The organism is Serratia sp. BFP-2025 (genome assembly GCF_050880365.1).
Lineage (GTDB): Bacteria > Pseudomonadota > Gammaproteobacteria > Enterobacterales > Enterobacteriaceae > Serratia > Serratia surfactantfaciens.
Genome location: NZ_JBPAFV010000002.1, coordinates 451,959 through 462,513, shown reverse-complemented (window position 1 = coordinate 462,513; position 10,555 = coordinate 451,959). Strand labels below are relative to the sequence as shown.

Genomic DNA, 10,555 nt, shown 5'->3' with positions numbered 1-10,555 from the left:
GCCCTCGCAAGAGGGCTTTTTTTTATCCGTTAGCGGCGGTTTTGACGAGCTCCACCACCAGCGGTGAAAGCTCGCCGCGCAGCGCGGCGCGTTCCGACTGGAACAGCGTGGCGACGTAAAAGCGCCGGCCCGGTAGCTCGATAGCGCGCACGTCGCCTTCGGTGTCGTGGCCGCTGATGATCAGCGGGAAGCGCTCAAGATCGGCGACGAATTCCGGATTGACGCCGAAGTTGCAGTGGTAGCCTTCATGGGTGTTCAGGCTACCGTAGGCCCGCGCGACGCGGCTGCCCGACTGAAAAACGATGTCGCCGGTTTTTTCCACCAGCGAGCAGCTCAGCGGGGCGATCACCAGCCGGCCGCCGCTGTCGGTTTCGGCATGACCGGCGTCGTGCCAGCCCATCACGTTGCGGGCGTACTCGACGATAGCGTATTGAAAACCGCCGCAGGAGCCGAGGAATGGCACGTCGTTTTCCCGCGCATGCCTGATCGCCATAAAGGCGCCGTCGTCGTGACGATACGGGCTGCCCGGCACCACCCAAATGGCGTCGAAATCTTGCAGGACTTCGGGGGAGGTCAGGGTTTCGGTCGGCAGCCATTGAGGCTGAACGTCGATGTCGAGGTGAGCGGCGGTAAGCTGGAGCGCTACGGGGATGGCCTGATGGGCGACGGCTTGCGGATTGTAATCACCGACCAGAGCAATGCGGACTTGAGCTTTCATCATTTCCTTTCCTGTGCGGGTAAAGAAGGAGATTACAGGAAAGCGAAATGTTGAGCCGCAGATTTTTTAAACGCGGCGCACAAAAAAGCCCGGCGTCGGCCGGGCTGGAAAACGGGGTTCAGTACAGCGACGGCGCGCCGACTGGCCGGGTTTTGAAGCGGCGATGCAGCCACAGATATTGCTCCGGCGCCCGCATGATCTCTTTCTCGATCACTTTGTTCATATAAGCCGCCGCCGCCTGTTCGTCGCTGAGCGGGTAGTCTTCCAGAGCCGGCTGGATCAGCAGGTCGTAGCCACGGCCGCCTTCACGGCGGATCAGCACCACCGGCACCAGCGCCGGGTTGGCCATGCGCGCCAGCATGAAGGTGCCGCTGGTGGTGGCGGCCTGATCGACGGCGAACAGCGGCGCGAATACGCTGCCGCGCGGGCCGTAATCTTGATCCGGCGCGAACCATACCGCCTCACCGCGCTTGAGTGCGTGCACCATGCCGCGCAGATCCTTGCGATCGATCATCGCCTTGTTGGAGCGCATGCGGCCCTTGGTTTGCGCCCACTCCATCGCCTTGTTGTTGTGCGGGCGGTACATCGCCATCATCGGTTGGCACAGGCCCATTGCCCGGCCGCCCAGCTCAAGCGACATAAAGTGCACGCCGATCACCAGCACGCCGCGGTCGTCACGCTGCGCCATTTTGAGGTGGTTGATGCCGGAGACGTTAAACCAGCGCTTAACGCGTTTATCCGACCAGAACCAGGCCATGCCGGTTTCCAGCAGGCCCATGCCGAGGGACTCAAAGTTGCCCACTACTTTACGCTCGCGCTGTGTTTCGTCCATTTCGGGGAAGCACAGTTCGAGGTTGCGGCGGGTGATGGCGACGCGACGCTTAAGAAAGCGCATCGAGGTGCGCCCCATCCATACGCCAAGGCGGTTAAGCAGCGGGTAGGGGAGTTGCACCAGCAGGAACAACAGGGCCAGACCGAACCAGGTCAGCCAGTAGCGCGGGTGCAGCAAGGAAAGTTGAAATCTCTTTTGGCGTTTCATAGCAGCTCGTTTATGCGTTAGGGGGGTAGCAACCTGTAGCGCATAAAGGATCCACTCGATAGCGATACAACGACTCAGACACCCGGGGACGGCCAGGGTTTAGTCAGAATTCCATAATTGACTAAACATTTACATTCGAAGGGCGGTTTGCGCTGCTATCAGGCTTCGGAGGGATAGCTGTTGGCCAGCGGAGGCGGCTCTAGGAATGCGTATGTTAACACAGGGTACGGGGTTCAGAGGAAGAGAGGCATGCGAATATTCTCATTCGCATTGCCTCTGGATTGACGATTGGCGACGGTTTACAGGCTGGGGAGGATGATGGCGGCGAAAATGGCGGCGATCACCAGCCATTTCAGCAGGTAGTAACCGCGGCGATTACGCGCCTTCAGGCGCTGGCCGGCGTCGCGCACCGCGTTGACGTATTTGAAGATGCGGTTGATGCCGCCGGTGCGGTCCTGATCGTCGTTCGGCGAACTGGCCGCCGACATCAGCGTAGCGCCGACCCAGTGGTTGACCGCCTGCGCCCAGCGCCATTTCATTGGCCGCTCGACGTCGCAAAACAGAATGATGCGCGTCTGGTCGGTGGCGTTTTGCGCCCAGTGCACGTAGGTTTCGTCGAAGATCACCGCCTGGCCGTCGCGCCAGCTGTGCTGCTCGCCGTCCACCTCGATGAAGCAGCGATCGTCGTTAGGCGTCATCAGCCCCAGGTGGTAGCGCACCGAGCCGGCGTAAGGATCGCGGTGTTTACCCAAATGGCTGCCGGGCGGCAGCTCGGCGAACATCGCCGCCTTGACCGATGGGATGCGGTTGAGCAGCTCGACGGTTTTCGGGCACAGCGTTTGCGCCGAAGGGTGACTGTCGCTGTACCATTTCAGATAGAAACGTTTCCAGCCGCGTTTGAAGAAGGTGTTGAAGCCGGCGTCGTTATGCGACTGCGCCTTTTTGATGTGATCCTGCAAACGCACGGCTTCCTCGCGGATCACCTGCCAGTTGTCGGTCAGCGTTTGCAGCTCCGGGAAGCCTTTTTCGTCGAAATAGGGCTGTTTGGCGGGCAAACGGGAGAAACCGGTCATAAACATGTTGATCGGCCCCATAAACGTGGAGTGATCGAACAGTTGGCGGGTAACCTTTTGTTTCTCTTTGCCGCGGGAGTGTGCGTAGAGGAAGCTGACGATGAAAATGCCGATAATGATCGCGGCAACCATAGAATCCATCCCTGTTAGTGCTTGTTAATAATTCGTACAAATTATAGTTTTGTGACAGGAAAAATTTAACGTTTTCGTGCTCTTTGACCGTGAACCGCTTGAGTGGCATAAAAGAACAGGAAATTCATTAAAAATAAAATTTTATATCGATTTTTTTGGTTTTAGTCCTATTCTTAAATCGTTCGAGGGGCATTTTATGCCATCTTGTTTCATGACGAATGGCACGTATCTGAGAAAAGAGGGACTTATGAAGAAATCAATCATTGCCTTGTCTGCACTGCTGCTCGCTTCCCCGGTGTTCGCCGCCGATACCGCGACCGACACCGCCGCTCACGCCAGCAACGAGGTCGTTGCCGAAGCGCATAAAGGGGCGGATACCGCCAAAGAAAAGCTGCACCAGTCTCAGGACAAGGGTGAAGAGCTGAAGCTGAAAGCCAAGCACGCCGCCGAAGGCAAGAGCGATAGCGTCGGCAGTAAAGTGAGCGAAGGCTCGCAAAAGGCCTGGCACTCCACCAAACAGGGGTCGGAGAAGGCTTGGGATAAGACCAAGCAAGGGGCGGAAAGCCTCAAGAACAAAGTGACCGAGTAAGGTCTCCGCTTTACCCCAAGGGCCGCGCTGCGGCCTTTTTTATTGTTCGCAAACCGGGAATGCCCCAAAGAAAAAGGCGCCGCCTCTTGCAAGGTTGCGCCTTTTCAACACGTTAACTGACTAGTATCAGTTCATGCCGTATTTTTTCAGCTTCTTACGCAGCGTGCCGCGGTTGATGCCCATCATCAGGGCTGCGCGGGTCTGGTTGCCACGGGTGTATTGCATCACCATGTCCAACAGTGGCTGTTCAACTTCAGCCAGTACCAGCTCATACAGGTCATTTACGTCTTGACCGTTCAGTTGAGCAAAATAGTTCTTCAGTGCTTGTTTAACCGAGTCACGCAGAGGCTTTTGAGTCACCTGATCTTGTGAGTTAACGGTAGAAACGGTCAGTACGTCAGAATTTACGCGTTGTTCGAACATAGTTCTGTCAGCTCTTTTTTTACGCTAAGATTTTCGAAATATGCCTCCAACGCCTCCAGCTGTTCGCTGGCATCCTCTATGGCGTTGAATGTGCGCCGAAACTGGTCATTCGGAGCGTGTTCCTGGAGATACCAGGACACGTGCTTACGAGCAATCCGGAATCCCTTGCCTTGGCCATAGAAGCCGTGCAATTCCCGAATGTGCCCAATCAACAAGCGCTTCACCTCGCCAAGCGGCAGCGGCGGCAGCAACTCCCCAGTGTCCAGATAATGCTGGATTTCCCGGAAGATCCAGGGTCTCCCCTGAGCAGCGCGGCCTATCATCAGGGCGTCGGCCCCGGTGTAGTCGAGCACTGCTCTGGCTTTATGCGGGTCAGTAATATCCCCATTCGCGATAATCGGAATGGAAACACTCTGCTTAACTGCCCGAATGCTGTCGTATTCCGCGTCGCCGTTAAACAGACAGGCGCGGGTTCGGCCGTGAATCGTCAGGGCCTGAATACCACAGTCTTCGGCCAGTTGGGCAATCTCTACACAGTTACGATGCTCTGGTGCCCAGCCGGTGCGAATCTTCAGCGTTACCGGCACATCCACCGCGTCAACCACCGCGTGGAGGATCCGTTTTACCAGATCCGGGTACTGCAACAAGGCGGACCCGGCAAGCTTCCGGTTCACTTTTTTGGCAGGGCATCCCATATTGATGTCGATGATCTGCGCGCCGCTGGCCACGTTAATACGCGCGGCGGCGGCCATATCATCAGGATCGCATCCGGCAATCTGCACGGAGCGGATCCCTGGTTCATCGCTATGCACCATACGCAGACGCGACTTATCCGTCCGCCACACCTCCGGGTTGGAGGAGAGCATTTCGGATACAGCCATCCCAGCACCCATTGCATGACAGAGGGTTCTGAACGGGCGATCTGTAATACCGGCCATCGGGGCCGCAATCAGGCAATTAGTAAGCTGGTGGTGTCCAATGCGCATAGACAAAGAGTGACCATACTGTGTCCGCAAGGGCGCGTATATTACGCATTTTTGCGCCGAGATGAAAGGCCAAACTTTAACCAATTGGCCCGATATTAGGACGAAAAATGCGCTACGCGGTGATTCATAAAAATATTATATATATTTTACAATAAGTTGACGAAAAGTGCTTATTTTGTGTGCGGCAAAATATTCGCCTTTGTGCAGGATATTATCTGCATTCACCCGCTGTTTTGGCCGGGATAGCCTGCCTGGAAGGCGCATTGTCAGGGCGATCCGTCGTTGAACGGCGAAAAAGTGGATAAAATTTTGTGTCGTTCGCGGGCCGATCGCCGGACAAAAAAAATCCACCGGCGCAGGGCCGGTGGATGATAGAACAACGCGCCGTGTCGCTTATTTGCGGCGGCCGGTGATGCGGCACCACTCTTCGCGCTCGGCGACCGGGTCGAGTGCGAACTTCTCTTTGTAGGCTTCCGCTACGCTGCTTGCCTGGCTGGCCAGTACGCCGGACAGCCCCAGATGGCCGCCGGCCTTCGGCAGGCAGCCGATCAGCGGCGCCAGCTCGCGCAGCGGGCCGGCAAGGATGTTGGCGACCACTACGTCCGCCAGCAGGTCCGCCGGCTGGTCTTTCGGCAGATACAGCTCCAGACGCTCTGAAACGCCGTTACGCTGCGCGTTGTCGCGGCTGGCCTGAATGGCCTGGGGATCGATGTCGATGCCGATAGCGCGCGCCGCACCGAGCTTCAGGGCGGCGATCGCTAGGATGCCGGAACCACAGCCGAAGTCGATAACGGTTTTGCCGGCCAGATCGAGGCCGTCCAGCCACTGCAGGCACAGCGCGGTGGTCGGGTGAGTGCCGGTGCCGAACGCCAGGCCCGGATCGAGCATGACGTTGACCGCGTCGGGATCCGGCACGTCACGCCAGCTCGGGCAGATCCACAAGCGCTCGCCGAAGCGCATCGGGTGGAAGTTGTCCATCCACTCGCGCTCCCAGTCCTTATCCTCCAGCTGTTCTATCTTGTGGCGGAAACCGGCGCCCAGCAGCGGGTGCTGTTCCAGCATCGCCACCACCTCGGCCATATCGGTCTCGGCGTCGTACAGGCCGATCACGTCGGTATCGCCCCACAGCAGGGTTTCACCCGGCAAGGGTTCGAACACTGGGTTGTCGTGGGTGTCCTGGAAGGTCACCGACACGGCGCCGCTTTCCACCAGCGCGTCGCTCAGGTCTTCCGCCTGGCTGCCGGTGGTGTTCAGTTTGAGTTGGATCCAAGGCATAGCAATTCTCTTCAAGAGGGTAATGATGACGTCGCCCGGCGCTTTTCGCCGACGACGTTACCGAGATAAAACGCCAACAGGCTGAGCAACAGCGAAGGCACGATAGGATGCAGCCCCGCCGGTTGCAGGTTGAAGCTGGCCAATAGCGTATAGCATACCGCACCCGACACCATTGAGCTAAGCGCTCCCTGAGCATTGGCGCGCTCCCAGTACAGGCCCAGCACCAGCGGCCACAGGAATACCGCCTCCAGCCCGCCGAAAGCCAGCAGGTTGAGCCAGATGATCATCTCCGGCGGCCGCCAGGCCGCCAGCAGCACCAGCAGGCCGAGGACCAGCGTAGTCAGGCTGGAAAAGCGCTTGATCAACCGCTCGTTGTGGATCTGCTGCGGCCGCACGCCAAGATAGAGATCCTTGATGATGGTGGCGGAGGATTGCAGCAGTTGGGCGTTGATGGTCGACATGATCGCCGCCATCGGCGCCGCCAAAAAGATCCCGGCGGCGTACGGCGGCAGCACGGTGATCATCAGCGTCGGGATCACCTGATCGGGGATCTTGAGATCCGGCAGCACCGCGCGGCCGAGCGCGCCGGCCAGATGCATGCCGAACATCAGCACCGCGACCACCACGGTGCCGAGCAGAATGCCGCGATGGACCGCTTTGCTGTCCTTATAAGAGATGCAGCGCACGGCGGTGTGGGGCAGGCCGATCACCCCGAAGCACACCAGGATCCAGAACGACGCCATAAACGGCAGGCTGAGGATCTGATCGCCGCCCTGCGGCGAGACCAGCGCCGGATCGATCTGCTGCAGCTTGTGCACCGCGCTGTCCAGTCCGCCGGCGGCATGGATCACCGCCACCAGCAGCAACACGGTGCCGAGCAGCATCACCAGCCCCTGCATGGCGTCGTTCAGCACGCTGGCGCGGAAGCCGCCAAAGGCGGTGTAAAGTGCGATGCTGATGCCGAAGATCAACAGGCCGGTGTCGTAAGGAATGCCGGCGGCGGTCTCCAGCAGCCGGGCGCCGCCGATAAACTGCACCGTCATGGCGCCGAGGAACGCCACCAGCAGGCTGAGGCTGGCGAGCCACACCAGCAGGCGGCTTTGGTAGCGGCCATACAGCATGTCATTGAGGGTGATGGCGTTGTAGCGGCGCGCCAGGATGGCGAATTTCTTGCCCAGCACGCCGAGCGACAGCCACACCGCCGGCAGCTGGATCATCGCCAGCAGCACCCAGCCCAGGCCGTATTTGTAAGCGGCGCCGGGGCCGCCGATAAACGAACTGGCGCTGATGTAGGTGGCGGTCAGGGTCATCGCCAACACAAAGCCGCCCATCGAGCGGTTGCCGAGGAAGTATTCGCTGAGGAAATTCCCGTTCTGGCGGCGGCGATAGGCGTACACCGACAGGCCGAACACCAGCAACAGGTAGGCGACCAGCGGCAGAATCACTTCAGTTTGCATCGCGATCCTCCAGCGAAATGTCGCGGAACACCGTGCGCACCATCAGCCAGCACAGGCCGATGAACAGCAACGGCACCAGCAGACAGGCCATTTCGAACCAGTGCGGCAGGCCGGTGACGCCGATGGCGCTGTCCGGCAAATAGGCCGCCAGGCCCCAGGCCAGCAGGTAGAGCAGCGTCAGCCCCAGCGCCCAGCGCGCTTCGCGGTGCGCCTGGATAAAGCGTTTGTCCATCCGTGTCTCCCATAGGTTTACGGTGATGGATTCATCAAAGGTAGGGAATTTTACGGCATGACGGCGTTTTGCCAAGCCGTTACTGGCGGTAGTGCCAAAGAAAAAGGCCGGTGATTAACCGGCCTTTCGTCAGACGATGCTGCGTGGCTGCCTTAGGTTTCCTGCAGACCCAGCTTCTTCTCCAGATAGTGGATGTTGGTGCCACCGTGCTGGAAGTTTTCGTCGTTCATGATCTTCTGCTGCAGCTCAACGTTGGTTTTGATGCCGTCGATGATCAGTTCAGCCAGGGCGTTTTTCATGCGGGCAATTGCCACGTCACGGTTTTCGCCGAAGGTGATCAGTTTGCCGATCATGGAGTCATAGTACGGCGGTACGGTATAACCGGCGTAGATATGAGATTCCCAACGCACGCCGAAACCGCCTGGCGCGTGGAAGCGGGTGATCTTGCCCGGGCTCGGCAGGAAGGTGTTCGGATCTTCGGCGTTGATACGGCATTCTACCGCGTGGCCGTGGATCTTCACTTCTTCCTGTTTGATCGACAGCGGCTGACCGGCAGCGATGCGCAGCTGCTCTTTGATCAGATCCACGCCGGTGATCATTTCGGTAACCGGATGCTCTACCTGAATACGGGTGTTCATTTCGATGAAATAGAACTCGCCGTTTTCATACAGGAACTCGAAGGTGCCCGCACCGCGGTAGCCGATTTCCACACAGGCTTTCGAGCAACGCTCGCCGATGTAGCGGCGCATTTCGCTGGTGATGCCTGGCGCTGGCGCTTCTTCGACCACTTTCTGGTGGCGGCGCTGCATGGAGCAGTCGCGCTCGGCCAGATAGATGGCGTTGCCCTGGCCGTCGGCCAATACCTGAATCTCGATGTGACGCGGATTCTCCAGGTATTTTTCCATGTACACCATGTCGTTGTTGAAAGCCGCTTTGGCTTCCGCTTTCGTCATGTTGATGGACTGCTCAAGGTCTTTGTCGCTGCGCACGACGCGCATGCCGCGACCGCCGCCGCCGCCGGAGGCCTTGATGATCACCGGATAACCGATGCGCTTGGCGAAGGCACGGTTTTTATCCATGTCGTCGGTCAGCGGGCCGTCGGAGCCAGGCACGCAAGGCACGCCGGCTTTTTTCATGGCGTTGATCGCGGAAACCTTGTCGCCCATCAGGCGGATGGTTTCGGCTCTCGGGCCGATGAAGATGAAGCCGGAGCGTTCAACCTGCTCGGCGAAATCGGCGTTCTCGGACAGGAAGCCGTAGCCCGGGTGGATCGCCACGGCGCCGGTGATTTCCGCCGCCGAGATGATGGCCGGGATGTTCAGATAGCTTTTTACCGATGGCGCGGGACCGATGCAGACGGTCTCGTCGGCCAGCAGTACGTGTTTCAGATCGCGGTCGGCTGCGGAGTGAACCGCAACGGTCTTGATGCCCAGTTCTTTACAGGCACGCAGGATGCGAAGCGCGATCTCGCCGCGGTTGGCGATAACAATTTTATCAAGCATGGGGGCGCCTCGTTATTCGATGACGACCAGCGGCTCGTCATATTCGACCGGCTGGCCGTTTTCCACCAGGATGGCTTTCACGACGCCGGACTTGTCCGCTTCGATCTGGTTCATCATTTTCATGGCTTCAACGATGCACAGGGTATCGCCGGCGTTCACTTTCTGGCCCACTTCCACGAAGGCTTTCGCGTCCGGGCTTGGGGTGCGGTAGAAGGTACCTACCATCGGAGAACGAACGACGTGGCCACTCATGGCCGCCGGTGCTGCAGGGGTTTCTGCCGCAGGTGCGGTGGCGACGGCGGTAGCCAGAGCTGGCTGCTGCTGTGCCGGCATCGCGTAGGCCTGCTGCATGACGGGATAAGCCTGCGCCGGTGCGGCACGGCTGATGCGAACCGATTCTTCGCCTTCAGAGATTTCCAGTTCAGAAATGCCTGATTCTTCAACCAGTTCGATCAGTTTCTTGATTTTACGAATATCCATGAGTGTGATTCCGTACTCTTTTTGTGGAGCAATTAGTGGGTTTTCGACAGACGGTTAACCGCTGCCTGTAAAGCGAAAGCGTAGCCATCCGCGCCGAGGCCGCAAATCACGCCTACCGCTACGTCTGAGAGATAAGAGTGATGGCGGAAAGGTTCGCGGGCGTGCACGTTGGACAGGTGGATCTCGATGAACGGGATCTGCACCGCCAACAACGCATCGCGCAGCGCCACGCTGGTGTGCGTGAACGCCGCCGGGTTTATCAGAATGAAATCGGTGTTGCCGCGCGCCTGATGGATGCGATCGATCAGCTGATGCTCGGCGTTGGATTGCAGATGGCTCAGGGTAATATCCAATGCGGATGCCTGGTTTTCCAATCCGTTAACAATCTCTGTCAGCGTCGTGCTGCCGTACTTCTCCGGCTCACGCGTCCCCAGCAGATTGAGATTGGGGCCGTTCAGAAGCAAAATGTGAAACTTATCCGCCATTGTGCTGGTATCTCCGGCAATAAAACCATCATCGTAGAAAATAACCCGATGTTACCGATTTGTCACCTGTTAAGGGGGAAATTCACCCTGAGAACAGAAACAAGGTCGGGCATTATAACGATATCGTAGCAATTCGCAGCTAAATACTGGTCTTATCAGCGAAG

12 protein-coding genes are annotated in these 10,555 nt (G+C 58.4%); 1 reads left to right on the top strand and 11 read right to left on the bottom strand.

Annotated features, from left to right (window positions below):
- Positions 1–22: 22 nt before the first annotated feature.
- The 3 genes from ACRAWE_RS17665 to lpxO all read right to left on the bottom strand — a co-directional run bounded on the left by ACRAWE_RS17665 (position 23) and on the right by lpxO (position 2,962).
- Positions 23–721 (bottom strand): CTP synthase C-terminal region-related (seleno)protein, encoded by a 699-nt coding sequence (locus tag ACRAWE_RS17665; RefSeq protein WP_230328998.1) that lies wholly within the window; start codon positions 719–721, stop codon positions 23–25.
- 115 nt (positions 722–836) lie between these two features.
- Positions 837–1,757, bottom strand: coding sequence for a kdo(2)-lipid IV(A) palmitoleoyltransferase (gene lpxP, locus ACRAWE_RS17660; RefSeq protein ID WP_044030347.1), 921 nt, complete (start codon positions 1,755–1,757; stop codon positions 837–839).
- A gap of 299 nt (positions 1,758–2,056) precedes the next feature.
- Complete coding sequence (lpxO, locus tag ACRAWE_RS17655) at positions 2,057–2,962, bottom strand: lipid A hydroxylase LpxO (RefSeq protein ID WP_154747270.1); 906 nt, start codon at positions 2,960–2,962, stop codon at positions 2,057–2,059.
- A 247-nt stretch (positions 2,963–3,209) separates the two neighbouring features.
- Here lpxO and ACRAWE_RS17650 point away from each other — a divergent pair, with 247 nt between their 5' ends.
- Positions 3,210–3,551: a hypothetical protein gene (locus ACRAWE_RS17650; protein WP_019453181.1), complete on the top strand. Its 342-nt coding sequence runs from the start codon at positions 3,210–3,212 to the stop codon at positions 3,549–3,551.
- A gap of 126 nt (positions 3,552–3,677) precedes the next feature.
- On the opposite strand, the gene fis is transcribed toward ACRAWE_RS17650, so the two are convergent.
- The 8 genes from fis to aroQ all read right to left on the bottom strand — a co-directional run bounded on the left by fis (position 3,678) and on the right by aroQ (position 10,391).
- Entirely contained in the window at positions 3,678–3,974 is a 297-nt protein-coding gene (gene fis / locus ACRAWE_RS17645; protein WP_000462905.1) for a DNA-binding transcriptional regulator Fis, read from the bottom strand.
- Positions 3,956–4,960: a tRNA dihydrouridine synthase DusB gene (gene dusB / locus ACRAWE_RS17640; protein WP_004936856.1), complete on the bottom strand. Its 1,005-nt coding sequence runs from the start codon at positions 4,958–4,960 to the stop codon at positions 3,956–3,958. The genes fis and dusB overlap by 19 nt, the downstream gene beginning before the upstream one ends.
- Positions 4,961–5,353: 393 nt before the next feature.
- Positions 5,354–6,235 (bottom strand): 50S ribosomal protein L11 methyltransferase, encoded by an 882-nt coding sequence (prmA, locus tag ACRAWE_RS17635; RefSeq protein ID WP_063918682.1) that lies wholly within the window; start codon positions 6,233–6,235, stop codon positions 5,354–5,356.
- Positions 6,236–6,246: 11 nt separating this feature from the next.
- Positions 6,247–7,692, bottom strand: a complete 1,446-nt coding sequence (gene panF / locus ACRAWE_RS17630; RefSeq protein WP_019453178.1) for a sodium/pantothenate symporter — start codon at positions 7,690–7,692, stop codon at positions 6,247–6,249.
- Complete coding sequence (locus ACRAWE_RS17625; protein ID WP_004936865.1) at positions 7,682–7,924, bottom strand: YhdT family protein; 243 nt, start codon at positions 7,922–7,924, stop codon at positions 7,682–7,684. Before ACRAWE_RS17625 ends, panF begins: the two co-directional genes overlap by 11 nt.
- A 152-nt stretch (positions 7,925–8,076) precedes the next feature.
- On the bottom strand, positions 8,077–9,426 hold the full coding sequence (gene accC, locus ACRAWE_RS17620) for an acetyl-CoA carboxylase biotin carboxylase subunit (protein WP_019453177.1): 1,350 nt from the start codon (positions 9,424–9,426) through the stop codon (positions 8,077–8,079).
- A 12-nt stretch (positions 9,427–9,438) separates the two neighbouring features.
- Positions 9,439–9,906 carry an acetyl-CoA carboxylase biotin carboxyl carrier protein gene (gene accB / locus ACRAWE_RS17615; RefSeq protein WP_019453176.1) on the bottom strand — a complete coding sequence of 156 codons (468 nt, stop codon included), beginning with the start codon at positions 9,904–9,906 and terminating at the stop codon, positions 9,439–9,441.
- 32 nt (positions 9,907–9,938) lie between these two features.
- On the bottom strand, positions 9,939–10,391 hold the full coding sequence (aroQ, locus tag ACRAWE_RS17610) for a type II 3-dehydroquinate dehydratase (protein ID WP_004936891.1): 453 nt from the start codon (positions 10,389–10,391) through the stop codon (positions 9,939–9,941).
- Positions 10,392–10,555 lie beyond the last annotated feature (164 nt).

What these genes read in the sequence shown, in the direction of transcription:
- ACRAWE_RS17650 (WP_019453181.1), top strand. Translation starts at nt 3,210, where the DNA reads ATGAAGAAATCAATCATTGCCTTGTCTGCACTGCTGCTCGCTTCCCCG.
- aroQ (WP_004936891.1), bottom strand. Translation starts at nt 10,391, where the DNA reads ATGGCGGATAAGTTTCACATTTTGCTTCTGAACGGCCCCAATCTCAAT.
- ACRAWE_RS17665 (WP_230328998.1), bottom strand. Translation starts at nt 721, where the DNA reads ATGATGAAAGCTCAAGTCCGCATTGCTCTGGTCGGTGATTACAATCCG.
- fis (WP_000462905.1), bottom strand. Translation starts at nt 3,974, where the DNA reads ATGTTCGAACAACGCGTAAATTCTGACGTACTGACCGTTTCTACCGTT.
- accC (WP_019453177.1), bottom strand. Translation starts at nt 9,426, where the DNA reads ATGCTTGATAAAATTGTTATCGCCAACCGCGGCGAGATCGCGCTTCGC.
- dusB (WP_004936856.1), bottom strand. Translation starts at nt 4,960, where the DNA reads ATGCGCATTGGACACCACCAGCTTACTAATTGCCTGATTGCGGCCCCG.
- panF (WP_019453178.1), bottom strand. Translation starts at nt 7,692, where the DNA reads ATGCAAACTGAAGTGATTCTGCCGCTGGTCGCCTACCTGTTGCTGGTG.
- lpxP (WP_044030347.1), bottom strand. Translation starts at nt 1,757, where the DNA reads ATGAAACGCCAAAAGAGATTTCAACTTTCCTTGCTGCACCCGCGCTAC.
- prmA (WP_063918682.1), bottom strand. Translation starts at nt 6,235, where the DNA reads ATGCCTTGGATCCAACTCAAACTGAACACCACCGGCAGCCAGGCGGAA.
- ACRAWE_RS17625 (WP_004936865.1), bottom strand. Translation starts at nt 7,924, where the DNA reads ATGGACAAACGCTTTATCCAGGCGCACCGCGAAGCGCGCTGGGCGCTG.
- accB (WP_019453176.1), bottom strand. Translation starts at nt 9,906, where the DNA reads ATGGATATTCGTAAAATCAAGAAACTGATCGAACTGGTTGAAGAATCA.
- lpxO (WP_154747270.1), bottom strand. Translation starts at nt 2,962, where the DNA reads ATGGTTGCCGCGATCATTATCGGCATTTTCATCGTCAGCTTCCTCTAC.